24 protein-coding genes and 4 tRNA genes are annotated in these 24,997 nt (G+C 66.3%); 14 read left to right on the forward strand and 14 right to left on the reverse strand.

Annotation, left to right across the window (positions count from 1 at the left end; translation table 11 throughout):
- Positions 1-162: 162 nt before the first annotated feature.
- Entirely contained in the window at positions 163-1,314 is a 1,152-nt protein-coding gene (locus CR918_RS06205; protein WP_099842263.1) for an alpha/beta fold hydrolase, read from the forward strand.
- Between the two features lie 3 nt (positions 1,315-1,317).
- On the opposite strand, the gene CR918_RS06210 is transcribed toward CR918_RS06205, so the two are convergent.
- Entirely contained in the window at positions 1,318-2,457 is a 1,140-nt protein-coding gene (locus tag CR918_RS06210) for an MFS transporter (RefSeq protein WP_032976527.1), read from the reverse strand.
- Positions 2,458-2,644: 187 nt separating this feature from the next.
- Between CR918_RS06210 and CR918_RS06215 the strand changes: the two genes are divergently transcribed.
- Together CR918_RS06215 and CR918_RS06220 are read left to right on the forward strand one after the other, a co-directional pair.
- Positions 2,645-3,340 carry an alpha/beta hydrolase gene (locus CR918_RS06215; RefSeq protein ID WP_033830819.1) on the forward strand — a complete coding sequence of 232 codons (696 nt, stop codon included), beginning with the start codon at positions 2,645-2,647 and terminating at the stop codon, positions 3,338-3,340.
- Positions 3,341-3,497: 157 nt separating this feature from the next.
- Complete coding sequence (locus CR918_RS06220) at positions 3,498-5,693, forward strand: TonB-dependent siderophore receptor (RefSeq protein ID WP_099842264.1); 2,196 nt, start codon at positions 3,498-3,500, stop codon at positions 5,691-5,693.
- 54 nt (positions 5,694-5,747) lie between these two features.
- On the opposite strand, the gene CR918_RS06225 is transcribed toward CR918_RS06220, so the two are convergent.
- Complete coding sequence (locus CR918_RS06225; RefSeq protein WP_025878940.1) at positions 5,748-6,449, reverse strand: pirin family protein; 702 nt, start codon at positions 6,447-6,449, stop codon at positions 5,748-5,750.
- A 140-nt stretch (positions 6,450-6,589) separates the two neighbouring features.
- Here CR918_RS06225 and CR918_RS06230 point away from each other — a divergent pair, with 140 nt between their 5' ends.
- Positions 6,590-7,510, forward strand: a complete 921-nt coding sequence (locus CR918_RS06230) for a LysR family transcriptional regulator (RefSeq protein WP_025878941.1) — start codon at positions 6,590-6,592, stop codon at positions 7,508-7,510.
- A gap of 619 nt (positions 7,511-8,129) precedes the next feature.
- Here CR918_RS06230 and CR918_RS06235 read toward each other — a convergent pair.
- The 10 genes from CR918_RS06235 to CR918_RS06280 all read right to left on the reverse strand — a co-directional run bounded on the left by CR918_RS06235 (position 8,130) and on the right by CR918_RS06280 (position 14,291).
- Positions 8,130-8,206: transfer RNA gene (locus CR918_RS06235), tRNA-Arg, on the reverse strand.
- Positions 8,207-8,238: 32 nt separating this feature from the next.
- Positions 8,239-8,315: transfer RNA gene (locus tag CR918_RS06240), tRNA-Arg, on the reverse strand.
- A 58-nt stretch (positions 8,316-8,373) separates the two neighbouring features.
- Positions 8,374-8,450 (reverse strand) — tRNA-Arg (locus tag CR918_RS06245).
- Positions 8,441-9,367 carry an alpha/beta hydrolase family protein gene (locus CR918_RS06250; RefSeq protein ID WP_099842265.1) on the reverse strand — a complete coding sequence of 309 codons (927 nt, stop codon included), beginning with the start codon at positions 9,365-9,367 and terminating at the stop codon, positions 8,441-8,443. Before CR918_RS06250 ends, CR918_RS06245 begins: the two co-directional genes overlap by 10 nt.
- Complete coding sequence (gene thiD, locus CR918_RS06255) at positions 9,364-10,173, reverse strand: bifunctional hydroxymethylpyrimidine kinase/phosphomethylpyrimidine kinase (protein ID WP_099842266.1); 810 nt, start codon at positions 10,171-10,173, stop codon at positions 9,364-9,366. The genes CR918_RS06250 and thiD overlap by 4 nt, the downstream gene beginning before the upstream one ends.
- 319 nt (positions 10,174-10,492) lie before the next feature.
- Complete coding sequence (locus CR918_RS06260; RefSeq protein ID WP_099842267.1) at positions 10,493-11,161, reverse strand: YoaK family protein; 669 nt, start codon at positions 11,159-11,161, stop codon at positions 10,493-10,495.
- 10 nt (positions 11,162-11,171) lie between these two features.
- On the reverse strand, positions 11,172-11,678 hold the full coding sequence (locus tag CR918_RS06265; protein ID WP_099842268.1) for a hypothetical protein: 507 nt from the start codon (positions 11,676-11,678) through the stop codon (positions 11,172-11,174).
- Entirely contained in the window at positions 11,675-13,075 is a 1,401-nt protein-coding gene (locus CR918_RS06270; RefSeq protein WP_025879446.1) for a PhoH family protein, read from the reverse strand. The genes CR918_RS06265 and CR918_RS06270 overlap by 4 nt, the downstream gene beginning before the upstream one ends.
- 84 nt (positions 13,076-13,159) lie before the next feature.
- Complete coding sequence (locus tag CR918_RS06275) at positions 13,160-13,639, reverse strand: peroxiredoxin (RefSeq protein WP_032977901.1); 480 nt, start codon at positions 13,637-13,639, stop codon at positions 13,160-13,162.
- Positions 13,640-13,730: 91 nt separating this feature from the next.
- Positions 13,731-14,291, reverse strand: coding sequence for a glycine cleavage system transcriptional repressor (locus tag CR918_RS06280; protein ID WP_025879444.1), 561 nt, complete (start codon positions 14,289-14,291; stop codon positions 13,731-13,733).
- 164 nt (positions 14,292-14,455) lie between these two features.
- On the opposite strand from CR918_RS06280, the gene dapA reads away from it, so the two are divergent.
- Both dapA and CR918_RS06290 read left to right on the forward strand, forming a co-directional pair.
- The gene (gene dapA, locus CR918_RS06285; protein ID WP_099783591.1) at positions 14,456-15,349 is read left to right on the forward strand and encodes a 4-hydroxy-tetrahydrodipicolinate synthase; all 894 of its coding nucleotides are present in this window, start codon (positions 14,456-14,458) and stop codon (positions 15,347-15,349) included.
- A 32-nt stretch (positions 15,350-15,381) separates the two neighbouring features.
- The gene (locus CR918_RS06290) at positions 15,382-15,897 is read left to right on the forward strand and encodes a hypothetical protein (protein ID WP_025879442.1); all 516 of its coding nucleotides are present in this window, start codon (positions 15,382-15,384) and stop codon (positions 15,895-15,897) included.
- Positions 15,898-16,372: 475 nt separating this feature from the next.
- On the opposite strand, the gene fdxA is transcribed toward CR918_RS06290, so the two are convergent.
- Entirely contained in the window at positions 16,373-16,696 is a 324-nt protein-coding gene (gene fdxA / locus CR918_RS06295) for a ferredoxin FdxA (protein ID WP_005409054.1), read from the reverse strand.
- Positions 16,697-16,882: 186 nt separating this feature from the next.
- Between fdxA and CR918_RS06300 the strand changes: the two genes are divergently transcribed.
- On the forward strand, positions 16,883-18,307 hold the full coding sequence (locus CR918_RS06300; RefSeq protein ID WP_099842269.1) for a sugar porter family MFS transporter: 1,425 nt from the start codon (positions 16,883-16,885) through the stop codon (positions 18,305-18,307).
- Between the two features lie 461 nt (positions 18,308-18,768).
- Here the strand turns inward: CR918_RS06300 and CR918_RS06305 are convergent.
- Positions 18,769-18,843, reverse strand: a tRNA-Glu gene (locus CR918_RS06305).
- A gap of 49 nt (positions 18,844-18,892) precedes the next feature.
- Here CR918_RS06305 and pcnB point away from each other — a divergent pair.
- The 7 genes from pcnB (at position 18,893) to pgi (ending at position 24,993) form a co-directional block, all read left to right on the forward strand.
- Complete coding sequence (gene pcnB, locus CR918_RS06310) at positions 18,893-20,272, forward strand: polynucleotide adenylyltransferase PcnB (RefSeq protein WP_033830828.1); 1,380 nt, start codon at positions 18,893-18,895, stop codon at positions 20,270-20,272.
- Positions 20,273-20,275: 3 nt separating this feature from the next.
- The gene (gene folK, locus CR918_RS06315; protein WP_080149163.1) at positions 20,276-20,761 is read left to right on the forward strand and encodes a 2-amino-4-hydroxy-6-hydroxymethyldihydropteridine diphosphokinase; all 486 of its coding nucleotides are present in this window, start codon (positions 20,276-20,278) and stop codon (positions 20,759-20,761) included.
- Between the two features lie 34 nt (positions 20,762-20,795).
- The gene (gene panB / locus CR918_RS06320; protein ID WP_025878796.1) at positions 20,796-21,611 is read left to right on the forward strand and encodes a 3-methyl-2-oxobutanoate hydroxymethyltransferase; all 816 of its coding nucleotides are present in this window, start codon (positions 20,796-20,798) and stop codon (positions 21,609-21,611) included.
- Entirely contained in the window at positions 21,608-22,447 is an 840-nt protein-coding gene (gene panC, locus CR918_RS06325; protein WP_032977891.1) for a pantoate--beta-alanine ligase, read from the forward strand. The genes panB and panC overlap by 4 nt, the downstream gene beginning before the upstream one ends.
- A gap of 72 nt (positions 22,448-22,519) precedes the next feature.
- Positions 22,520-23,014 carry a hypothetical protein gene (locus CR918_RS06330; RefSeq protein ID WP_033830829.1) on the forward strand — a complete coding sequence of 165 codons (495 nt, stop codon included), beginning with the start codon at positions 22,520-22,522 and terminating at the stop codon, positions 23,012-23,014.
- 87 nt (positions 23,015-23,101) lie between these two features.
- On the forward strand, positions 23,102-23,482 hold the full coding sequence (gene panD / locus CR918_RS06335) for an aspartate 1-decarboxylase (RefSeq protein WP_004153087.1): 381 nt from the start codon (positions 23,102-23,104) through the stop codon (positions 23,480-23,482).
- Positions 23,479-24,993, forward strand: coding sequence for a glucose-6-phosphate isomerase (pgi, locus tag CR918_RS06340; protein ID WP_099842270.1), 1,515 nt, complete (start codon positions 23,479-23,481; stop codon positions 24,991-24,993). The genes panD and pgi overlap by 4 nt, the downstream gene beginning before the upstream one ends.
- The last annotated feature ends 4 nt before the right edge of the window (positions 24,994-24,997 follow it).

The raw sequence follows: 24,997 nt of genomic DNA on the forward strand, positions 1-24,997 counted from the left end.
GCGATGGCGTTCATTGATCCGGATCAATGCTTTGGCCGGTCGCGACATTGTGACAAGCTGAATCGATCCTGCGCTGTCATCAACCCGTCATCCAGCTGCGATAGATAGCGCTGGGCGTGGCCGCTAACCTGCCACGCTGTCGCACTTTTCCCCTGACTGCCCATGAAGCGCCTGCTGCTGCTTTTGCTGGCGTGCGCCGGCCTGTGGCTGGCTGCATGCTCTTCCTCGATGACGGCCTCGTCCACCTCGCTCAGCGACCGCCTGATCGCGCCCGGTGGCGTCTCGACCCTGCTTGATCAACCGCGTATCGCCGCAGCTGTGGCCGCGCTGCCGAACCGGCATGGCTTCGCCGCGGGCCGTGATGGCGTGCCGATCTTCTGGCGTGCTTTCGATGCGGGCGACTACGGTGCGCGCTACCACTACCTGCCGCAGCAGCACCAGAACGGCCTGCCGCTGGATACCGGGTTGAGCCTGTCCGTACCGCAGCCGTTCCGCGCGCAGGCACCACGCGGCACCGTGGTGCTGCTGCACGGCTGGATGATGAACGGTGATTCGATGCTGCCATGGTCGCTGCAGCTGGCCGAGTCGGGCTACCGCGTGATCACCCTGGACCTGCGCAACCATGGCCAGTCCGGCGCCGGTCCCTCCGGCTACGGCACCTACGAGTCGGACGATGTTGTGGATGTCATCGCCGAACTGCGCGCGCGCGGCGAAGTGACCGGCCCGCTGTACCTGTTCGGTGTTTCCTACGGCGCTGCCACCGCATTGTTCACCGCCGACAAGCTGGGCGACCAGGTCGCCGGCGTGGTGGCGATGGAATCGTTCGCCAATGCCGGGGTTGCGATCCGCACCATGATTCCGCATCTGATGGCCCTGCAGCCGGAAGGGTTGAAGGCACAGGCCATCGCTTCGTATGCACGCTGGCGCTACGGCAGCCAGGACATCAACCAGGTGGTGGCCGCCGCCAGCCGCCGCATCGACGTGGATCTGGACAAGGTGGATGTTGCCCGCGCGCTGGCCGATACCCGCGCCTGCGTGCTGCTGCTGCACGGGCAGGGCGACCAGCACATTCCGGTCAGCCAAGGCCGCGCGTTGGCGCAGGCCAATCCGCGTGCGCACTACATCGAGATGCGCGGCGAAGATCACATCACCCTGCCGCTGCGGCTGGACCTGCTGGCCGGGGTGGTCGATGACTGGATGGCGCGCGACGAGCACCATCCGAAAGCCGCGTGTCCGGCACCGCAGTTGCCGGACCAGGCCGAATGGCTGGTGCATGGCGTCGACACACCCGCAAAAACCCCAGCACGCGGCTGAGCTTCAGGGCAGGCGGCGGGCCAGCGAACGTGCAGATGCCGCTACACCCAGCAGCATCGCTGCCACGCACAGGAAGGCAAAGCCCAGGCTGGTGGCATGGGCGAGCGCGCCGATCGCTGCGGGGCCTGCAAGAATGCCGGCATAGCCCAGCGTGGTGACTGCGGTGATCGCAATGCTCTCCGGCATCGCGCGCTGCTGGCCCGCCATCGAGAACAGGGCGGGCACGATGTTGGCGCAGCCCAGGCCCACCAGCACGTAGCCAACCAGCGCCATGGCGAAGGAGGGCACCAGCGTGGCCAGCGCGAAACCGGCCGCAGCGGTGATGCCGCCAATGACGATGGTACGGGTTCGGCCGAGGCGCTCGACGATGCCATCGCCGAACAGGCGCATCGCCGTCATCGCCAGCGTGAACACGGCAAAACCGGCACCGGCCTGGTCGCGCGGCACGTGGCGTATTTCGGCCAGGAACACCGCGCTCCAGTCCAGCATCGAACCCTCGGCCAGGAACACCACGAAGGCGAGCACGCTGATGAACAGCACCACGCCGTGCGGCAGGGCCAGCATCGGGCCGTCATGCAGAATGCGCTGCGGGCGCCAGTGCGGTGCCGACAACAGGGCCACCAGCAGCATCGCCGCCACGGCAACCAATGACGCCAGCCACAGGGGCGTGCCGAGAACCAGCAGGCCGGTCATGCAGCCGGCGCCGATGAAGCCGCCGATGCTGTAGAACGCGTGGAAGCCGGACATCATCGGCCGCCCTGCATCGCGCTCGACGGCCACCGCCTGCATGTTCATCGTGCAGTCCATCGCCCCCACACCCGCACCGAAGACGAACAGCGTTGCTCCCAGTGCCAGCGGCGTGGGGGCGAGCGTCAGCAGTGGCAGGGCGAGCAGGATCAAGGCCGTGGTCGCGATCATCAAGCGGCGCGAGCCCAGGCGCGCGGTCAACGCACCGGCCAGTGGCATCGCCAGCAGCGAGCCGAGGCCAAGGCACAGCAGCAGCCCGCCCAGGCTGGCGTCGGACAACCCGGCCTTGGCCTTGGCGAAGGGCACCATCGGTGCCCAGGCAGCGGTGGCAAAGCCGGGAATGAAGAACGCAGCGCGGGTCGCGTGCTGCTGGGCGCGGGGAGAAGAGGGCGTCATGCGCGAGGAAGGCTCCAGAGGATCGCCTTCATGAAAACGTTTTCAGAAGCCATCGGCAAGTGCCATGGATGACATCGGGCGACGCATACGAATGCAGTGGTCCGGATGCGTCACCGTTGATTAACGCCATCAGTGGAGAGTAGCCCGACGGTCGGCATTCCGCCCGGCCGCCGCCGGAGATCAGCGCATGAGCACCACACCGACCATCCTCCTCGTCCATGGGTTCTGGGGCGGGGCCGCACACTGGGGCAAGGTCATCCTGGAGCTGCACCGCAAGGGCCACGACCAGGTGAAGGCGGTCGAACTGCCGCTGACCTCGCTGGTCAACGACGCAGAGCGGACGCGCAGGATGATCCGCCAGATCGATGGCCCGGTCGTACTGGTCGGGCACTCCTACGGGGGCGCGGTGATCACCGAAGCCGGCAACCAGCCGAATGTGCAGGCGCTGGTCTACATCGCCGCATTTGCGCCGGACAGTGGTGAGAGCCCCGGTGGCATCACCCAGCAGCACCTGCCCGAAGCGGCGCCGAACCTCGCCCCGGACAGCGATGGCTATCTGTGGCTGCGTGCCGACAAGTTCCATGAGAGCTTCTGCCAGGACCTCAGCGCCGACGAAGGCTGGGTGATGGCGGTGACCCAGAAGGCGCCGCTGGCCAGCACCTTCGGCGATGCGATCAGCGATCCGGCGTGGAAGCACAAGCCGAGCTGGTACCAGCTTTCCAGCCAGGACCGGATGATCGCGCCACAGAACCAGAAGGCCATGGCCGAACGCATGCAGCCCAAGCGCCTGCTGCAGCTGGAGGCAAGCCATGCCTCGCTGGCCTCGCATCCCTCCGAAGTGGCAGCACTGATCCTGGAGGCCGTGGCTGCCGTCGACGGCTGACTATCGCCAGGCAGCAGTCCCAGGTCAGGCACTGGCGCCACCCCACGACAGCGGGGGCGCAGGAGAGTAAACTCCTGCGCCGGCCGCCCTTGGCCGCATTTCCCCCTTCCCCTCGAGCCGCCGCCAGAGGATCCCACCCCTTCGTGGAGGTCCCGTCGTGTCGTCTGTGCCTGTTCGTTTTTCCGTGCTGTCCCTGCGTCGCCGCCCATTGGCGAAGGCCCTTGCCAATGGTCTTCTGCTGACCACACTGGCCACTGCCGGCGCCGCCTCGGCGCAATCGGCGCCGGCTGAAGAAGAGGGCAAGACGCCCTCGCAGACGCTGCAGACCGTACAGGTCACCGCCAACCAGCTGGGCACCATCACCGAGGGCAGCGGCGCGTACACGCCGGGTACCATCGCCACCGCCACCCGCCTGGTGCTGACCCCTCGGCAGACCCCGCAGACCATCAGCGTGATCACCCGTGCGCAGATGGACGACTTCGGTCTGGATGGCATCGATGACGTGATGCGGGTGACCCCGGGCATCAGCATCGTCACCTACGACAGTGAGCGCACCGAGTACTACGCACGTGGTTTTGCCGTGCAGAACTTCCAGTACGACGGCATTCCGATGTCACGCGACTCGGCGTACTCGGCCGGCAATACGCTCAGCGATACCGCGATCTACGACCGCATCGAAGTGCTCAAGGGCGCCACCGGCCTGCTGACCGGCATGGGCGACCCCGGCGCGACCATCAACCTGGTGCGCAAGAAGCCGGGCAAGGAATTTGCTGGCAGTGCGACGCTGGGGGTCGGCCGCTGGGACGACTACCGTGCCGAAGTCGATGTCGGCGGACCGTTGACCGCCGATGGCCGCGTGCGCGGGCGCGCGGTAGGTGCCTGGCAGGACAAGCATTCCAATCTGGATTTCTACCAGCGCACCAGCAAGGTCGGCTATGCCGTGCTGGAAGCCGATCTGGGCGAACGCACGCTGCTGACAGTCGGTGGCGACGTGCTGGAGAGCGATCCCAAGGGCTCGACCTGGGGCGGTATTCCGCTGCTGGACAGCCAGGGCAATTTCAACGACATGCCGCGCTCGTTCAACAACGGCACCCACTGGAGCGGTTGGCGCCAATACGTGCGCACCGGCTTTGCCACGCTGGAACATACCTTCGACAACGACTGGGTAGCCAAGCTGCAGCTCAACCATCAGGTCAACGGCTACGATGCGGCACTGGCCGGTGCGGCCGGTGGCAATCCCGATCCGGTCACCGGCGAAGGCGTCTCGTTGTGGCTGGGCAAGTACGTCGGCAAGACGGTCAGCAACGCGGCCGACTTCTATCTGAGCGGCAATTTCGGCCTGTTCGGTCGCCAGCATGAACTGGTGGTCGGCGGCAGTGCCTCGCGCAAGCGCTGGACCAACACCGGCTATTCGCCGCAGCCCGGGTACCCGACCGCCGTTGCCGACTACAACAGCTGGAAGGGCGACATCCCGGAGCCGGAATGGCAGCGCGGTTATGGCAACAATGAGGTGACCCGCGAGAACGGCCTGTACGTGGTCGGTCGCTTCGACGTGGCCGACCCGTTGAAGGTGATCGTCGGCAGCCGCCTGGCCAGCTACCGTTCGCCGCAGACGCGCGAGACCGGCGTGTTCGTGCCTTATGCCGGCGTGGTCTACGACCTTGGCCAGCACTATTCGGTCTACGCCAGCTACAGCACCATCTTCAAGCCGCACAGCGAACGCGACGAACAGGGCAAGGCACTGGATCCGCTGGAAGGCCGCAGCTATGAAATGGGCCTGAAGGCGGAGTTCCTCGATGGCCGCTTCAATGCCAGCGCGGCACTGTTCCAGCTCGACCAGGACAATTTCGCCCAGCCTACAGGCGGCAAAACGCCCAACGGAGAAGATGCCTATCGCGCACTGATGGGCGTACGCACCAAGGGCTACGAACTGGAGATGTCCGGGCAGTTGGCCGAGGGCTGGCAGGTGCAGGGCGGCTTTGCGCACAAGATCGCCCGCCAGGCCGGCAGCAAGGTGACCACGCTGGAGCCGGAAAACCAGTTCAGCCTGCACACCAGCTACCGCCTGCGCGGCGACTGGCAGGGCCTGACTGTCGGTGGCGGTGCGCGCTGGCAGGACTCCACGTTCGGCGACATCACCAACCCGGCCAGTGGCACGTCGGTGGTTCATCGCACCCAGCCGTACTGGCTGCTGGATGCCATGGCCCGGTACCAGTTCAACGATCGCCTGTCGGCCACGGTCAACGTCAACAACCTGCTGGACAAGCGCTATTACACGATCTTCAGCTGGTACAGCACCTACACCTGGGGCGAGCCGCGCAACGTGCGGCTGGCAGTGACGTACAAGTTCTGATCGCGTTGCAACAGGACATGCCCGCGATGCCGGATGGCATCGCGGGCATGCTGGTTACAGCTTCAGGTCGAACACCAGCACTTCGGCGTCGTTGCCGTTTTCCAGGGTCAGCTGTGCCTCGTCGCTGACCTGCAGTGCGTCACCCGCTTCCAGGGTGATGCCATTGACCTGCAGCTGGCCACGCGCCACCTGCACATACGCGCCGCGGCCGGCAGCCAGGGCGTGGTGCAGCTTCTGCTCGCCATCGAGGATGGTGGCGAAGATGCGCGCATCCTGATGGATGTGCAGCGAACCATCGGCGCCATCCGGCGAGGCGATCAGGCGCAGCTGGCCGCGCTTGCTCTCCGGCGTGAAGTGGGTCTCCTCATACGACGGCGCGATGTTCTCGGCCTCCGGGAAGATCCAGATCTGCAGGAAATGCACCGGATCGCTGGCCGAATGATTGAACTCGCTGTGGCTGACGCCGCTGCCTGCGCTCATGCGCTGCACGTCGCCGTAGCGCAGCACCGAACCGGTGCCCATCGAGTCCTTGTGTTCCAGCGCGCCGCCCAGCACGTAGGAGACGATCTCCATGTTGCTGTGGCTGTGGGTGCCGAAACCCTGGCCGCCGATCACCTTGTCTTCGTTGATGACCCGCAGCGGGCCGAAGCTCACATAGCGGGGGTCGTAGTAGCTGGCGAACGAGAAGGTATGGCGCGAGGACAGCCAGCCATGCTCGGCCAGGCCACGGGTAGCGCTCTTGCGGATCTGCAGCATGATGGAATCTCCTTGTTCGATGGTTTCGATGGGGCGGGGTGGGCGGGTAGCCGCTGTGTTTCCCCGTTGAAGAGAAGTATCCGCTTGCACCTTGGGTTTGAAAAACGGATAGTTTTGACAGCCATCATCGAAAATTTCGAATGCTCAAGCTCAGCCTCGATGCCCTGCAGATCCTGGATGCGATCGACCGCCGAGGCTCCTTTGCCGGCGCCGGCAAGGCCCTGCACAAGGTGCCTTCGACCATTTCCTACACCGTGGCCAAGCTGGAAGAGGATCTGGGGGTGCAGCTGTTCGACCGGATCGGCCCGCGGGCGGAGCCGACCGAGGCCGGGCGCGCGCTGCTGGAGGAGGGCAGGCACCTGCTGCGTGCGGCCCGGGAGCTCGAGCTGCGGGTGCGGCGGGTGGCCTCGGGCTGGGAGGCGGAATTGACCCTGGCGGTGGATTCGGTGTTCCCGACCTGGCTGCTGGGGCCGGATATCGCCGCGTTCCGCGAGGTGGCGGCGCCTACCCGGCTGCGCCTGTTTGGCGAAGCACTGTCCGGTACCTGGGAAGCGCTGCTGGACCGGCGCGCCGACCTGTTGGTCGCGGCTCCCGGTGAGGGTCCCAGTGGCGGGGGCTACGTGGTCGAGCCACTGGGCAGCGTTGATTTTGTGTTTGCGGTGGCGCCCGGGCATCCGCTGGCGTCCGTACCGGGTGTGCTGGGCCGCGAGCAGTTGGCGCCGTATTGCGCGATCGCCGTGTCCGACTCGGCGCGGCGGCTGCTGCCACGAACGGTGGGCCTGTTGATGGGCCAGGAGACGTTGACCGTGCCGGACATGGCCAGCAAGTTGAAGCTGCAGTGTCAGGGGCTGGGATTCGGCTTCCTGCCCGAGCCCTGCGCGCGCGCGGCGGTGGCGCGCGGCCAGCTGGTGATCCGCGAGGTCGAGGAGCACAAGCCGGAAGAGACCTTCTGGTTGGCCTGGCGCACCGGCGAGGATGGCGCGGCCCTGCGCTGGTGGCGCGAGCGTCTGCGGCGGCCGGAGCTGCTGGCGCAATGGTGGCAGGCGATGGCAGAGGGGTAGGGTTCGGCAGGGCTGCGCCCTGCACCTGCAGTAGTGCCGGCCGCTGGCCGGCAACCTCAACAGCAACAGCAACAGCAACAGCAACAGCAGAAGCTGGTTTCCTGTGGGGAGGCGGGGTGGGTCCGGTTGCGGGAGACGCCGTAAACCCGTCCATGGGGGCTTGGCCGCGGCATCCATGCCGCGGACACTCCCGCAACCGGCCCCCCCCCGCCTTCGACAGATTTTCGCGATCTGCCGGAATGGCTTGGCCTGCTCTTGGTGGGTGTCGACCTTGGTCGACACGTAGATCCACGCCAGGCATGGATGTCCTTCGTTCAACTGTCGAAATATTCGAATTCAAAGGAGTCATCCACGCACGGCGTGGATCTACCGCAGATCGCGGTGATCTGTCAGGGGCGGGGCGGTATGGGTAGGCAGGACCGTTGGCGCCATGGATGGCGCCATCGAGCCCCCATGGATGGGTTTACGGCGTGTCCTGCCTATCCATACCGCCCCGCCATCCCACGGAATGCCAGCTGTTGCTGTCGCTTGCGCAGTGGCTTCTGCAGGTGCAGGGCGCAGCCCTGCCGAAAAACACACATAAAAAAACAGCAGGCCGAGGCCTGCTGTTTCGGTGTAATGGTGCGCCCGGAGAGATTCGAACTCCCGACCGCCTGGTTCGTAGCCAGGTACTCTATCCAACTGAGCTACGGGCGCCAATTACATAAACTTGTTGTGTTGATCGTGTGTGGTGCGCCCGGAGAGATTCGAACTCCCGACCGCCTGGTTCGTAGCCAGGTACTCTATCCAACTGAGCTACGGGCGCGCGGTACACAATCAAATTTTACTGCACTTCCAGCGGCGGATGCTGAAGGTCTGTCGAGTGGTGCGCCCGGAGAGATTCGAACTCCCGACCGCCTGGTTCGTAGCCAGGTACTCTATCCAACTGAGCTACGGGCGCCCTGCGACAGGAGCGGAATTATGCGGATGTCGGCGCGAGTCGTCAACGCTTTTGTGAAAATTTTCACCCAACTGAATGAAAAACGCCTCTGCGACAGCCTCCGGGTGTTTCATCCACGCGAAGTGATCGGCCTGCGTACCCAGCTCCTGCGCAGAAAGCACGCGTAATTCCGAGGCGACATTCGGCAGTTTCGCCAGCAGCGCCTGCATTGATCCGCTTGGCGCCAGCCAATCGTCTTCCATCAGCACCGCCTGCGCACTGCCGTGCACGCGCGCCATCTGCGCATCCAGGTCCTCGTCCATGCCTGCGGCGGCATAGTGATTGCTCAGCCCTACGCGTGCCCAGTCGGCGATCAGTCCGCGTGCTTCGGTGCCGCCGAAACCCAGCCGGCGCCCGTGCAGCACGCCCTGGCGCCGCGCGATCCACGGCAGGAAGCGATAGATCAGTGGCAGCAGCCAACCGCGTGGTGGCGGGAACGTGCGCCAGAACGGTGTGCCGCTGGCGGCCAGCCACAATCGATCGAACGCCTGTGGCCGTCGTCCGGCGTGCACGCAGGCCAGCTGCCCGCCCAGGCTGTGGCCACCGATGATCCATGGCAGTACCTCCTGCGCGTCATCGGCATCGGCGAGCAGGGCCTGGCTGGCCGGCAGATCGTGGTCGAGAATCTGCCGGTAGCCCCAATCCTGGCTGCGCGACGGGCGCAGCGAACTGCTGCCATTGCCACGCCATTCGTGCAGGTAGACCGCCACGCCCCTGGCTGCAAGTGCCTGCGCCAGTGGTACGTAGTGGCGCGCGGCCACGCCCAGCGCCGGCAGCCACAACAGCCGTGCCAGCGGCTGTGCGGGCACGCAGGCGATCACGTCGAAACGGTGGCCATCGCCGCTGTTCACAGTGAGCGCGCGTAGCGAATCGCTCATGCGTGGGGCGCCGCGCCGAAGTGGTCCAGTACCAGCACCTCGCTGCGACCGGGCGCATAGCCCTGCTGCAATCCGCGCGCTACGTAGTCGATGCCGGCTTCGCAGGCATTGGCCAGGCTCAGCCCGTTGCAGAGCTGCGCGGCGATGGCCGAGGCCAGCGTGCAGCCCGTGCCATGCGCATCCAGTGGCAGGCGGGCATGGATGAATTCTTCGCTGCTGACGCCGTCGAAGTAGCGGTCGACCACGCGGTTGCCTTCGTGCAGGTGCCCGCCCTTCAGCAGCACTGCACCGGCGCCCAGATCAAGGAGCGAGGCGGCGGCCCGCTCTGCGTCGTTGCCATTGGCGATGCTGCGGCCGACCAGCAGCTCCGCTTCGGGTGCATTGGGGGTGGCCAGGGTGGCCAGTGGCAGCAGCCGTTGGCGCATTGCCTGCAGCGCGCTGTCCTCCAGCAGGCGCGCACCGCTGGTGGCCACCATCACCGGGTCGAGCACCACGTGCGGTGGTCGATGGCGTTCCAGTGCATCGGCCACCGCGTGGATCACCTCGGCGTTGGCCAGCATGCCCAGCTTCACCGCGTGGATGTCGAAGTCGTCGAAGCAGGCTTCGATCTGCGCGCGCAGGAAGTCGATCGGTGGCACGTGCACGGCGCGGACGCCGCGGGTGTTCTGCGCGGTCAGTGCGGCAATCACCGACAGCCCATGCACGCGATGCGCGGCGAAGGCCTTCAGGTCAGCCTGGATGCCGGCGCCGCCGCCGGAGTCGGAGCCAGCGATGGTCAGGGCGGAAACAGGGGTGGTCGGGCTCATGCAGCGATTGTGCCGTGCTGCCTTGCCAGGGGGTAGTGCCTGCCGGGCTGCGCCCGGCACCGGCAGAAGCCGGGGCAACAGCAACAGCGGCTCTGGATTTCTGCGGGGGAGGCGGGGCGGTGTCGGATTGCGGGGACGCCGCAAGTACGTCCTTGTAGGCTTGGCCGCGCCATCCATGGCGCGGACACCCCGCAATCCGACACCGCCCCGCCTTCGATAGCTTCCTGGTGACGGTCAGTAGATCCACGCCATGCGTGGATATCGCGGAAAAGATCGGATGGACAACGTAGATCCACGCCATGCGTGGATGACGCCATGCTCAACGCCGCCAGCGTGCCCACTGCTGGTAGGACACATAGCCCAGGCCGGTCAGGCCGGTCAGCAGGGCAGGGGCCAGCAGGGCGTCGTACTGCCAGCGCACGAACAGCCAGGCGCCGATCACGCCGCCAGCAAGGAAGCCGCTGATGATCAGGCCGCTCAGGGTCAGGCGTCGTACCTGCAGCGGCAGTCCGCGCAGCAGGTGGCCCAGGCCGATGCCGAGATCGGTGAACATGCCGCTGAGATGAGTGGTGCGTACGACGGCACCACTGAAGGTGGTGGCCATCGCATTCTGCAGTCCGCAGGCCATCGCGGCCGCCAATGCGCCCCATATCTGATGCTGCTTGAACAGCGGAATGGCCGCCAGCAGCAACAGCGATTCCAATGCCAGCGCCACGCCGTAGTGCCGGCCGAGCTGCAGTGCGCTGTCCTGGATCAGCAGTCCGCTGACCATCGCGCCCAGCGAAAACGCGATCAGCAGACCCCACAAATGGCCGACCGCGCGCCAGTCACCTTGCGCCAGTGCCATGCCGAGCTGGCTGGTGCTGCCGGTCATGTGGCTGACCGCCTGGTGTTCAAAACCGAGGAAGCCAACCACATTGACCATGCCGGCCACGCACGACAGGGCGACCGCGCCGATCCAGACCCAGGTGGGCAGGCGGATTCCCATGGCAGGCCCCTCAGGGCCCGCCGAAGCCGCCGTTGAACTGCAGCTCGCTGAAGGTCCCGCTGGTCGGGTCGAAGACCGCGCCCCAGAACTGCGCGCCGCCATCGCAGACCCGCACCGCCTCGCGGGCGGGCCGCAGGCTGTTGTCTTCAGGCAGATGGAACGCGTTGATGTAGATCACCTGCTTTCCGTCCAGCTCGATGCCGACGTACTGGCGATCGAAATCCAGCACGTGTGGCACCTGCGCTTCCAGCGATGCCAGCTTCGCTTCCAGCTGGTCCACCTGCTGCCGGCTCGGTGCCCAGTAGCCGCTGACCCGCCCGGCCTCGCGGCCGGGGCTGGGGCGCGAGCAGGTGTCGAGCACCTGCGCGGCGATGATCGGGCGGGTGACCACCCAGGACTGGCCACTGCGTTCTGTGGTCGGCACGCTGGCCGGTCCCTGCGTGGTCGCGCAGGCACCGAGCAGCGTGGCAATGGCGACCGCCAGCGATGGCAGCAGCAGACGGGTGCAGCGGTTCACAACACCTCCGAGGCGTAATCGGCCAGCCGCGAGCGTTCACCGCGACGCAGCGTGATGTGCGCGCTGTGCGGCCAGTTCTTGAAGCGGTCCACGGCGTAGGTCAGGCCCGACGTGGTTTCGGTCAGGTACGGGGTGTCGATCTGTTCGACGTTGCCCAGGCAGACGATCTTGGTGCCGGGGCCGGCACGGGTGATCAGCGTCTTCATCTGCTTGGGGGTCAGGTTCTGCGCCTCGTCCAGGATCAGGTAACGCGACAGGAACGTACGGCCGCGCATGAAGTTCATCGAGCGGATCTTGATGCGGCTGGCGAGCAGGTCATTGGTGGCCTGGCGGCCCCAGGTGCCGCCTTCCTGGTTGTGCGTCAGCACTTCCAGGTTGTCGGTCAGCGCGCCCATCCACGGCGTCATCTTCTCTTCCTCGGTACCGGGCAGGAAGCCGATGTCCTCGCCGACGCTGACGGTGGCGCGGGTCATGATGATCTCGCGGTAGCGCTGTTGGTCCATCGTCTGCGCCAGGCCGGCGGCCAGTGCCAGCAGGGTCTTGCCGGTGCCGGCGGTACCGAGCAGGGTGACGAAGTCGATCTCCGGATCCATCAGTGCGTTGAGTGCGAAGTTCTGCTCGCGGTTGCGCGCGCTGATGCCCCACACGGCATGGCTGCCGTGGCGGAAGTCATCGACCAGCGACAACACCACCTTGCCATCGCCGACGATCCTGCTGACGCGCAGCTCGACTTCGTCTTCGCCCGGCAGGTACACGTACTGGTTCGGGTACCACTCTTCGCCGTCCTGGGCGAGGATTTCGTAGTGCGTGCGGCCCTTGTCGCTCCAGCTGCGCAGATCCTCGCCGTGGCGCTTCCAGAAGTCTTCCGGCAGCTCGGTGGCGCCGGTGTAGAGCAGGCTGAAATCGTCCAGCGCGCGGTCGTTCTCGTAGTCTTCCGAGACGATGCCGGCGATGGCCGCCTTGATGCGCAGGTTGATGTCCTTGGAAACGAACACCACCGGGATCTCCGGCGTTTCTTCCTTCAGCGCCAGGATCGCGCCGAGGATGGCGTTGTCCGGGATGACCTTGCCAAAGCTCTTGCCCGCGTCGAAATGGCTGGTCTGGAAGCGCAGCAGGCCCACGCTCTGCTTGCCGCGCAGCTGCAGGCCCTGCGGCCGCTGCAGCGGAATGCCCTCGGCCAGGTTGTCCAGGCCCGAAGCCTGCACCAGCTCGTTGAGGAAGCGGCTGACCTGGCGGGCATTGCGGCTCGCTTCGGTCGTGCCCTTCTTGCCGTTGTCCAGCTCCTCGATCACCTGCATGGGCAGGTAGACATCGTGCTCCTCGAATTTGAACAGCGCGGTGGGATCGTGCATCAGCACGTTGGTATCCAGCACGTAGATGCGCTTGCCTCGGGTCATCATCGGTTCCTGGTTACGGACAGGGAAAAACCACCACGGCCTGCTGCAGGGCAGGGTGGTGGCGGACAAAGTGGGCGATGGGACTCACTTGGACTGATTGGCCTTCAGTTCGGCGAGGACGGCGTCGGCATGGCCGGCGACCTTGACCTTGCGCCATGACTGCACGATGCGGCTGTCGGGGGAAATCAGGAAGGTGCTGCGCTCGATGCCACGTACCTGCTTGCCGTACATGTTCTTCATCTTGATCACGTCGAAGGCGCTGCACAGCGCTTCGTCGGCATCACTGACCAGCGGGAACGCGAAGCCCTGCTTGGCACAGAAGTTGTCGTGGGACTTCACCGAGTCGCGCGAGACGCCAAGCACGACCGCGCCCGCTTTCCTGAAGTCGGGCAACAGTGCGTTGAAGTCGATGCCCTCGGTGGTGCAGCCCGGGGTGCTGTCCTTGGGGTAGAAGTACAGCACCAGCCACTGGCCGGCGTAATCGCCGAGGGTGGCCTGGGCGCCGCCGGACAGCGCCAGCGGCAGGGAGAGGGTGGTGCTGTCCAGGGTATCGCCGTTGTTCATGAGGTCCTTCTGTCGAGCCTGGGTTCTTTCTACGACAATTGCATGAAACGCCACGCGCCCGTGAGGAGCGCGCGAAGAATCAGGGTTTCAATCAGAACTTCATCGGGTCCATGATCGCGTCCAGGTTCAAGTGGTCGCAGAACTCGAGGAAATCATCGCGCAGGGCGGCGATATGCATGTTGGCCGGCACGCCGATGGTGACCTGTGCGCTGAACATTTCCGCACCGGTCTGCATGGCGCGGTAGCGCGTGCTCTGCAGGGTCTCGATGGTGATGCCCTGGCGGTCGAAGAAATCGGCCAGCTGGAACAGGATGCCCGGCTTGTCGGCGGCGATCACCTCGACGATGTACGGCAGCAGGTTGGACTGCGCCTGCTTGGCTTCGGTGCGATACCACACCAGCTTCAGGCCTTCCTCGCGCTCGAGCCGGGTCAGCATCGCTTCCAGCTTGGCGACCGAATCCCAGGAGCCGGTGGCCAGCGCGGTCACCGAGACATCGCGGCCCACGGTGGCCAGGCGTGCATCCACCAGATTGCACCCGCTGTCGGCGATGCGGCGGGTGACGGACAACAGGGGGGACTCCGGATGCGTCGTATAGGCGTTGATCAGGAGGTGGTTTTCGCTCGGCGCTGGGCGCGGGGTGGTGTCGGTCAAGGCGATTCCGGGTAATGCATGCGTTAGTCTGAATGCCCGCCAGAGGCGGGGATCCACCGGTGTCCAGCATACTTGCCCGTGCTTTCGCGCCGCAAGTAACATTCAGAACGCCCGCGCCCTTCCGTGGCGGACGTTTTCCCTCCCCAGCCAAGAGCAGCACGTCCTTGTCCCTTTCCGGCCTCATCACCGCGCTGGCGACCCCCTTCCGGGCCGACGGCGCACTCGACCCCGACGGTTGGCAGCGCCTGCTGCACCTGCAGCTGGAGGGCGGCGTCCAAGGCGTTGTCGTTGCCGGCTCCACCGGCGAGGCAGCCACCCTGTCCGATGCGGAGTACGACCAGCTGCTGGCCAGCGCGGTCGAACGCATTGCCGGCCGCGTTCCGGTCCTGGCCGGTACCGGCCTGTCCGGCACCGCCAAAACCATCGAACAGACCCGCCGTGCTGCCGCGCTTGGCGCCACCCACGCGCTGGTGGTCACCCCGCCGTACGTGCGGCCGACCCAGGCTGGCCTGATCGCGCATTACCGCGCGGTCGCCGACCAGGCCGGAGTGCCGGTGGTGCTGTACAACGTGCCTGGCCGCACCGGCTGCGACATGCTGCCGGAGACCGTGGCCGAGCTCGCCAGCCATCCGAACATCGTCGGCATCAAGGAAGCGGTGGGCGACACCGGCCGCGTGCGGGCACTGCTGGACCTGCGCAGCTCGACCTTTGCCGTGCTCACCGGCGATGACGGCACGGCCGCACGTTCGATCCAGGCCGGCATGGACGGTCTGATCTCGGTCGGTTCCAACGTGCTGCCCGGCGCCTATCGCCGGATGTGCGACCTGGCCGCTGCCCGCGACCACGAAGCCGTTGAATCCTGGGACGCTCGCCTGCAGCCGTTCCATGACTTCTGCGGTGTCGAATCCAACCCGATTCCGGTCAAGGCGCTGTTGCGTCGGATCGGCATCGGTCACGATCTGCGCCTGCCGCTGCTGCCGCTTTCGGCCGCACACGCGCCTGCCGCCGACCATCTCGCCGGCGATATCGCCGCCCTCGAAGCCCTTTCCAGCCACTGACCTTCCGTCTTGGTCTGATCCAGGAGATTCACATGCGCCAATCCGTTTCCGCCGTCCGCGTGCTGTCCTTCGCGCTCCTTGCCGTGGCCACCGCAGCCGGCACCACCGGTTGCTTCAAGCGTGGCGTCAAGGGCGACTACGCTCTGGCCCCGGAAGTGCGTCCGCTGGAAGTGCCGCCGGACCTGAACCTGCCGGCAGGCGCCGGCAACAACCAGGTGCCGACCCTGAGCTCGGCGACCAAGCCGGCCACCCCGGCCGCCGCTGCCCCCGCCGTCAGCGCCACCGGTTTCACCATTGCCGGCAGCAAGGATGAAGCCTTCGCCAAGGTCGGTACCGCGCTGGAAGGCGTGGAAGGCCTGACCATCGCTACCCGCGCGCAGCTGCTGGGTTCGTACGACGTGGCCTATGAAGGCAGCAACTTCCTGGTCCGCGTGGTCGCCGTCGACGCCGGCGCCTACATCTCCGCGGTCGACCCGCGTGGCCTGCCGGCCACCGCCGAAGCCCCGGTGAAGCTGATTGCCGCGCTGAAGGCCAAGCTGGCCCCGTAATGGCCGGTTGGGCGGGTGCGGACCCTGCTGGTTCGCACCTGCCGTGGTAGAGGCCGACCCTGGTCGGCGACTTTGTCCCAACCAAGGTTGGCAGCTACCAGGGCCAGAACAGAAAAGGGCGCCTTGGGCGCCCTTTTCATTGCCCGCTGGTTCGCACCTGCCGTGGTGGAGGCCGACCTTGGTCGGCGCTTTTGTGCCAACCAAGGTTGGCAGCTACCAGGGCCAGAACAGGAAAGGGCGCCTTGGGCGCCCTTTTCATTGCCCGCTGGTTCGCACCTGCCGTGGTGGAGGCCGACCTTGGTCGGCGCTTTTGTGCCAACCAAGGTTGGCAGCTACCAGGGCCAGAACGGAAAAGGGCGCCCTGGGCGCCCTTTTCATTGCCTGCTGGTTGGTACCCGTTGTGGTAGGGGCCGACCTTGGTCGCGCCTTTGCGCCAACCAAGGTTGGCAGCTACCACGGCCATGGTGCCTGCGCCTCAGCGCTCCAGCAGCTTCAGCTTGTCCGGCTTGCCATCCCACTCACCGGCGTCGGCCGGCGGGTCCTTGCGCACGGTCAGCACCGGCCATTCCTTCGCCAGTTCTGCATTGAGGGCGACGAAACCTTCCTGGCCGGCGGGAACATCGTCTTCCGGGAAGATCGCGTTGACCGGGCACTCGGGTTCGCAGAGGGTGCAGTCAATGCACTCGTCCGGGTCGATCACCAGGAAGTTCGGGCCTTCGTGGAAGCAATCCACGGGACACACTTCCACGCAATCGGTGTGTTTGCACTTGATGCAGTTTTCGGTGACGACAAATGGCATGGGTAGAGGGCGAATCGCTTTCTGAACCTGCCAATTCTAGAACAGGTTGGCCCCCGGTGTCGGTTGCCGTGTGAAAGTGGGGCGGATGGGCGGCCCGGAGGCCCATTTGGCGGCGTGCCCGCCCTGTGCGACGCTGCCAGGGCCGCCGGCCCGCTTCGGTCGGCTCCCTTCCCTGCAGGATCCTTCATGTCGCCAGTCCAGCCCGGTGCCGCCTCCAACGGCGGTGAGAACACTGCCTTCATCGTCCTGATCAGTTGCGCCGCCACCCTCGGCGGGTTCCTGTTCGGCTTCGATAGTGGCGTCATCAATGGCACCGTCGATGGCCTGCGCCAGGCCTTCAACTCCAGCGAGGCCGCGCTCGGCTTCGAGGTCGCCTCGATGCTGCTGGGGTGCGCGATCGGGGCGTTCGTGGCCGGTTGGCTTGGCGATCGGCTGGGACGTCGCGGCGTGCTGATCGTGGCGGCCGTGATGTTCCTGGTGTCGGCGCTGGGCGCCGGCGCTGCACATGCCTCCTGGTTGTTCGTCTGCGCACGCGTGCTCGGCGGGTTCGCTGTCGGTGCGGCCAGCGTGATGTCGCCGGCCTACATCGCCGAAGTCGCCTCTGCGCGCTATCGCGGCCGGCTGGCGACCGTGCAGCAGATGGCGATCATCTGCGGCCTGTTCGCAGCGTTCCTCAGCAACTATCTGCTGGCCCGTGCGGCGGGTGCGTCGACCGAGCCGCTCTGGCTGGGGCAGGAAGCCTGGCGCTGGATGTTCTGGATGCAGGCACTGCCGTCGCTGCTGTTCCTGCTGTTGTTGCTGGTGATCCCGGAAAGCCCGCGCTTCCTGGTGATGAAGGGCCGGCAGGCGCAGGCGAGGGCGGTGCTTGGCCGGTTGTACGGCGAACGTGCCGCGGTGAACAAGCAGGCCGAGATCGAAGCCAGCCTGTCCCAGGACCAGCACAAGCCGCGATTCGGCGACCTGCTCAACAAGGCCACCGGCAAGCTGCGCCCCATCGTCTGGGTCGGCATCGGCCTGGCGATGTTCCAGCAGCTGGTCGGCATCAATGTGGTGTTCTATTACGGCGCGGTGCTGTGGCAGGCGGTGGGTTTCTCGGAAAGCGATGCGCTGCTGATCAACGTCCTGTCCGGTGCGCTGAGCATCGGCGCCTGCCTGCTGACGGTGATGCTGATCGATCGCATCGGCCGCAAGCCGCTGCTGTGGGTCGGTTCGGTCGGTATGTCGGTGGCCCTGGTGCTGATGGTGGTGGCCTTCGCCAGCGGCAGCCTGGCCGAGGGGCGCCTGCAGCTGTCCGACGGCATGGGGCGGCTGGCGCTGGTAGCGGCCAACGTCTATGTGGTGTTCTTCAACATGTCGTGGGGCCCGGTGATGTGGGTGATGCTGGGCGAGATGTTCCCGAACCAGATCCGCGGCCCGGCGTTGGCCGTGGCCGGTGCGGCGCAGTGGACGTCGAATTTCGCGATCACCGTGACCTTCCCGATGCTGCTGGCCGGCATCGGCCTGGCCGGTGCGTACGGCATCTACACCGTGGCCGCGATCCTCTCGATCATCTTCGTCGTCCGCTACGTGCGCGAGACCAAGGGCAAAGAGCTGGAGCAGATGGAAGGCTGATGGCTTGGCCTGAATTTCAGCGCCTCCCTGTTCCGAGGGGAGGCGGCAGGCCAGCCGCTCCAGGACACGCCGTATACCCATCCATGGGGGCTCGATGGCGCCATCCATGGCGCCAACGGCCCTGGAGCGGCTGGCCTGCCGCCTTTCGACAGATCGCGGGTGGCGGACACACGCAAGCGCGTCCGGGCTGATCTGCTTCGGAGGAGCGAGGCTGTTCTTGATCTTGCCGCCGGCGCGGGAATTGTCAGGAGGGGGCGGGCCACCCTGTCCTGGACCGTTGGCGCCATGGATGGCGCCATCGAGCACCATGGATGGGCTTTTGCGTGTCCAGGACAGGGTGGCCCGCCCCCTCCCTCGCAGGAACAAGGAGGCGCTCAAGCGACCAGCCCAGTCGGCGACACGATTCCGGAAAACAGAAAAGCCCGCACAAGGCGGGCTTTTTCGGTTCCTGCTGCGGCGACTGGTGCTCCCTAGGGGACTCGAACCCCTGTTTTAGCCTTGAGAGGGCCACGTCCTAACCACTAGACGAAGGGAGCAGTGTGTCGCTGCCGGTGCAGGAGCGCTAGTATATGCACCTCGATGCCATTGGGCAATCCCGAAACTTCAACCGGAAGCGCCAACATCATTTCCTCTGCTACATCACCGTTCAGCCTGCGCGTCATCCCGCGCGACCAGCACACGATCTCCCGCAAGGACATCAGCCCGAACGCTTTGCGCGTGCTTTATCGACTGCGCGATGCCGGCTTCGGCGCCTACCTTGTCGGCGGCGCGGTGCGCGATCTGCTGGTCAATGGCCAACCCAAGGATTTCGACGTGGCCACCGATGCCACGCCCGAACAGGTCAAGCAGTTGTTCCGCAACTGCCGCCTGATCGGCCGCCGTTTCCGCCTGGCCCATGTTGTGTTCGGCCGCGAGATCATCGAAGTCGCCACCTTCCGTGCCAACATCGATGACGGCAGCGGCGACCGCGAGATGGAAAACGGCATGCTCGTGCGCGACAACGTGTACGGCAGCATCGAAGACGACGCCATCCGCCGCGACTTCACCTGCAATGCCCTGTATTACGCCATCGAGGACTTCTCGGTGCGTGACTACACCGGCGGCTTCGAAGACGTGCAGGCACGCCTGATGAAGCTCATCGGCGACCCGGTGCAGCGTTACCAGGAAGACCCGGTGCGCATGCTGCGTGCGGTCCGCCTGGCGGCCAAGCTCGGCTTCCAGATCGAAGAGGGAACCGCCGCACCGATCCCGCAGCTGGCCGGCCTGCTCAACGAAGCCGCACCGGCGCGTCTGTTCGAGGAAGTCCTGAAGCTGTTCCTGTCCGGGCATGGCGTTGCCAGCTTCGAAGGACTGGAACGCTACGGCCTGTTCGACGTGCTGTTCCCGGAAAGCGCCAAGGCGCTGAAGTCGAACCGCACCGGCGCGCTGCGTCGCATGCTGGTCGAGGGCCTGGCCAACACCGATGCACGCGTGGCCAATGACGAGCCCGTGTCGCCGGCGTTCCTGTTCGCGCTGCTCCTGTGGCCGGCGTATTGCCGCGCACAGGCAACGCTGCTCAAGCAGGGCGTGGCACCGGAAGAGGCACAGCGTCGTGCCGCCGACCGTGTCACCGTGCAGCAGCTGAGCACCATTGCATTGCCGCGCCGTTTCTCGCTGCCGATGCAGGAGATCTGGCTGCTGCAGGCGCGCTTCAGTTCGCGCCAGCGCAAGCGCGTGATGCGCACGCTCAGCCACCCCCGTTTCCGTGCCGCCTTCGATTTCCTGGCCCTGCGCCAGGTGGCATCGGCAGAGCACGAAGCCGACGTCGCGTTCTGGCGCGAAGCGCAGGCGCAGTCCGGGCATGAGCTGGATTCGTCGCTGGATTCCCTGCACAGCGATGCCGGCGATGAGGAGGGTGGAGCGCCGCGCAAGCGTCGTCGTCGCCGTCGTCGTCCCGATGGCGCAGCTGCCGGTGCTGCCGAGTAATCCATGACCGGTGCCTGGATCGGGCTGGGCGCCAATCTTGGCGACGCAGCCAACACCGTCCGCGCGGCCATTGCCGCGCTGGACGAGCTGCCCGGAACCCGGCTGAGGCAGGCCTCGCGGTTGTACGCGACGCCGGCATGGGGCAACGAGGACCAGCCACCGTTCGTCAACGCAGTGGCCTCGGTCGACACCGATCTGCCCGCCGTCGAGCTGCTGCAGGCCATGCTCGCGCTGGAGCAGCGCTTCGGCCGCGTACGTGATCCCGCCGTGCACTGGGGGCCGCGTGCGCTGGATCTGGATCTGCTGCTGTTCGGCGAGCAGGTGCTGGACCTGCCCGAGCTGAAGGTGCCGCATCCCTACCTGCACGAGCGTGCGTTCGTGTTGGTGCCATTGGCCGAAATCGCCGCCGATCTGGCCATTCCCGGCCACGGTCGCGTACGGGATGCAGTGATGCGGGTGGATGCCTGCGGGATCGCGCCGTTAGGGTGATAATGCCCGGGTTATCTCCCCCGGTTATCAGCACATGAGCACCCACGCAGACAGCAAGCCCTGGACCGTTCCCGCCCTGGCCGAGGCCAAGCGCAATGGCCAGAAGCTGGTCATGTTGACCGCCTACGACGCAGGCTTCGCCCGCACCTTCGATGCCAATGGCGTCGACCTGATCCTGATCGGCGATTCGCTGGGCATGGTCGTGCAGGGGCACGATTCGACCCTGCCGGTGACCGTCGCCGACATGGTCTATCACACCCGCGCAGTCGCCCGCGTGCTGCAGCGTGCGCTGCTGATCGCCGACCTGCCGTTCGGCGCCGATGCCACCCCGGAACGCGCGCTGGATGCTTCGCTGCAGCTGCTGCAGGCGGGTGCGGAGATGGTCAAGATCGAAGGCGCCGGCTTCAAGGTCGACATCATCCGCTACCTGGTCGAGCGCGAGATCCCGGTCTGTTCGCACCTGGGCCTGACCCCGCAGTCGGTGCTGCGCCTGGGTGGCTTCAAGATCCAGGGTCGTGGTGATGCCGCGCGCCAGCTGGTGGACGATGCCAAGGCCGTGGCTGAAGCCGGTGCCAGCATCATGGTGCTCGAATGCGTGCCGACCCCGGTTGCCGCCGCCGTCACCGCCGCAGTGCCTGTGCCGACCATCGGTATCGGTGCCGGTCCGCAGTGCGACGGCCAGGTGCTGGTGCTGCACGATTTCCTCGGTCTGGACAGCGGCCACCGTCGCCCGAAGTTCGTCAAGGACTTCCTGGCTGAAGGCGGTTCGGTGGCCGGCGCCACCCGTGCCTACGCCGATGCCGTGCGCGATGGCAGCTTCCCCGACGAAGAACACGCGTACGCCCAATGATCCAGACCTTCAACGAACTCGGTGCGCTGCGCGCGCAGATCGCGCAGTGGAAGGGCGAGGGCCTGCGCGTGGCGCTGGTGCCGACCATGGGCAACCTGCACGGCGGGCACCACGCGCTGGTCACCCTGGCAAAGCAGTACGCCGACAAGGTGGTGGCCAGCATCTTCGTCAACCCGACACAGTTCGGGCCGAACGAGGATTTCAGCCGCTATCCGCGCACCCCCGAAGCCGATGTAGCCGGGCTGGAGCAGGTGGGCTGCGATGCGGTGTGGCTGCCCAGCGTCGAAGCGATGTACCCGCTGGGCGTGGACAAGACCACGCAGATGCATGCGCCTGGCGTCAGCGAGGTACTGGAAGGCGCCAGCCGCCCGGGCCATTTCGATGGCGTGTGCACGGTGGTGGCGCGGCTGTTCCTGCAGGTACAGCCGGATGTGGCCGTGTTCGGCCGCAAGGACTACCAGCAGCTGGCGGTCATCAAGCAGATGGTGGCCGAGCTGTCGTTCCCGATCCAGATCGTCGGTGCCGAGATCGTGCGTGATGAGGATGGCCTGGCCAAGAGCTCGCGCAACCAGTACCTCAGCGCCGAGCAGCGCCCCTTGGCGACCACCCTTCACCGCACCCTGCTGGGCATGCGCGAAGGCTATGTGGCCGGGCATGCGCGTGAACGCATCGAGGCCGACGCCGTCGCTGCGCTGCAGGCAGCGGGCTTCCAGGTGGATTACGCGGTACTGCGCACTCCGGAGCTGGCCGAGCCGAGTTTCGATGGCGGCGGCCGCGTGGCCCTGATCGCCGCGCGCCTGGGCACCACCCGGTTGATCGACAACCTGGAGTTCTGAACCGCCCCGCGCGGTTGTGCAGGGCGCCCGCAGTGGGCGCCCGTGTTCGCCGGGCAAGGATGACCTGCCGATATGACCTCGTTTCCAGCCAGCCCCGGCCGCCGCGCCGTGGCGGCGATCCTGGCGGTGTTCGCCGCCGCGCTGCTGCCTTCGCTGGTGATCGGTGGCCTGATCGCCGGTCTCAGTCTCGGCCAGGAAGTGGCCACGGCCGCGCTGGCGGCCGCATTGATGTTCGTGCTGGCCTTCGCCCACGCCGTGGCGGTGCTGCTGCCGATGGGCCTGATCCTGCTGTCTTCCGGCCGCCTGCGCTGGGTGTGGTTCGCGCTGGTCGGGGCAGGGCTGGGCGCGCTGGCCATGGCCACTTGTGCCTGGCCCGACGGCTCTGGCGGCGCTCTGATGAGCCCGCTGTCCTCTGCGGGCAACTTCGACTGGGCCAGCTATGCCTTCTCGGTACTGGTGGCGGCCGGATTCGGCCTGATGGCCGGACTGGCGTTCCATGCCGTGTTCCGGGCCGTGCTGGCCGGTGCCGCGGCGCCATCGCCGGGCGCACAGCAGCGCACCGGCTGAACGGTCTTCAGCATCCTGCGGCCGCTACCTGACGGTTGCCGCGTGGGTGCTAGAATCCGCTCTTTCCTTTGCCGTTGCAGCGCCCCCATGCACCTGTCCCTGCTCAAGACCAAGATCCACCGCGCCACCGTCACCCATTCCGAGCTGAACTACGAAGGCTCCATCGCCATCGATGACAACCTGCTGGCTGCCACCGGCATCCGTGAGTTCGAGCAGGTGCACATCTGGGACGTGACCAACGGTGCGCGCTTCTCGACCTATGCGATCCGCGCCGAAGCCGGCAGCGGCGTCGTCTCGCTCAATGGTGGCGCCGCGCGCCACGTGCAGGTCGGTGACATCATCATCATTGCCGCCTTCGCCAGCATGACCGAGCAGGAAGCCGACAGCTTCAAGCCGAAGCTGGTGTACGTGGATGGCAACAACCAGATTTCCCACACCAACGACACGATCCCGACCCAGGCCGCATGACAACGAACAACGGATTCGACTCGCTGCATTCCCACGCCCAGCGCCTGAAGGGCGCAAGCATTCCCGGCCTGCTCGCCGCCGAACCCGGCCGTGTACAGGACCTGGCGCTGCGGGTCGGTCCGTTGTATGTCAACTTCGCCCGGCAGAAATACGATGCCGCAGCGTTGCAGGCGCTGTTGGCGCTGGCTGCCGAACGTGATGTCGGCGGCGCCATCACGCGCCTGTTCCGTGGCGAGCAGGTCAACCTGACCGAAGGCCGCGCTGCGCTGCATACCGCGTTGCGCGGTGATGTAGTCGATGCGCCGGTGGCGGCCGAGGCCTATGCCACCGCGCGCGGCATCCGCCAGCGCATGGGCGTGCTGGTGCGCGCGCTGGAAGACAGCGGCGTGACCGATGTGGTCAGCGTCGGCATTGGCGGTTCCGATCTCGGCCCGCGACTGGTCGCCGATGCGCTGCGCCCGGTCACAGGCGCACGCCTGCGCGTGCATTTCGTGTCGAACGTGGACGGCGCCGCCATGCAGCGCACGCTGGCCACGCTGGATCCGGCGAAGACCGCCGGCATCCTCATTTCCAAGACCTTTGGTACCCAGGAAACCCTGCTCAACGGCCAGATCCTGCATGACTGGCTGGGCGGCAGCGACCGTCTGTACGCGGTCAGCGCCAATCCGGAACGCGCCGCCAAGGCCTTCGCCATTGCCGCCGAGCGCGTGCTGCCGATGTGGGACTGGGTGGGCGGCCGCTATTCGCTGTGGTCGGCCGTCGGTTTCCCGATCGCACTGGCCATCGGCTTCGAGCGCTTCGAGCAGCTGCTGGAAGGTGCCGCGCAGATGGATGCGCATGCGCTGGACGCACCGTTGGAGCGCAACCTGCCGGTGCTGCACGGCCTGACCGACATCTGGAACCGCAATCTGCTGGGCTACGCCACGCATGCGGTGATGACCTACGACCAGCGCCTGGCGCTGCTGCCGGCCTACCTGCAGCAGCTGGTGATGGAAAGCCTGGGCAAGCGCGTGCAGCGCGATGGCCAGCCGGTCACCACCGACACCGTGCCGGTGTGGTGGGGCGGTGCGGGCACCGATGTGCAGCACAGCTTCTTCCAGGCGCTGCACCAGGGCACCAGCATCATCCCAGCCGATTTCATCGGCTGCGTGCACAACGATGATCCGTATACGGTCAACCACCAGGCGCTGATGGCCAACCTGCTGGCGCAGACCGAAGCACTGGCCAACGGCCAGGGCAGCGACGATCCGCACCGCGATTACCCGGGCGGCCGCCCGAGCACGATGATCCTGCTCGACGCGCTCACCCCGCAGGCGCTGGGCGCCTTGATCGCGATGTACGAGCACGCGGTGTACGTGCAGTCGGTGATCTGGAACATCAACGCTTTCGACCAGTTCGGTGTCGAACTGGGCAAGCAGCTGGCCAGTGGCCTGCTGCCGGCCCTGCAGGGCGAGGATGTCCAGATCAATGATCCGCTGACCCGTGAGTTGCTGGCTCAGCTGAAGGGCTGAGCGC

Origin of the sequence: Stenotrophomonas indicatrix (assembly GCF_002750975.1) — a bacterium.
GTDB lineage: Bacteria > Pseudomonadota > Gammaproteobacteria > Xanthomonadales > Xanthomonadaceae > Stenotrophomonas > Stenotrophomonas indicatrix.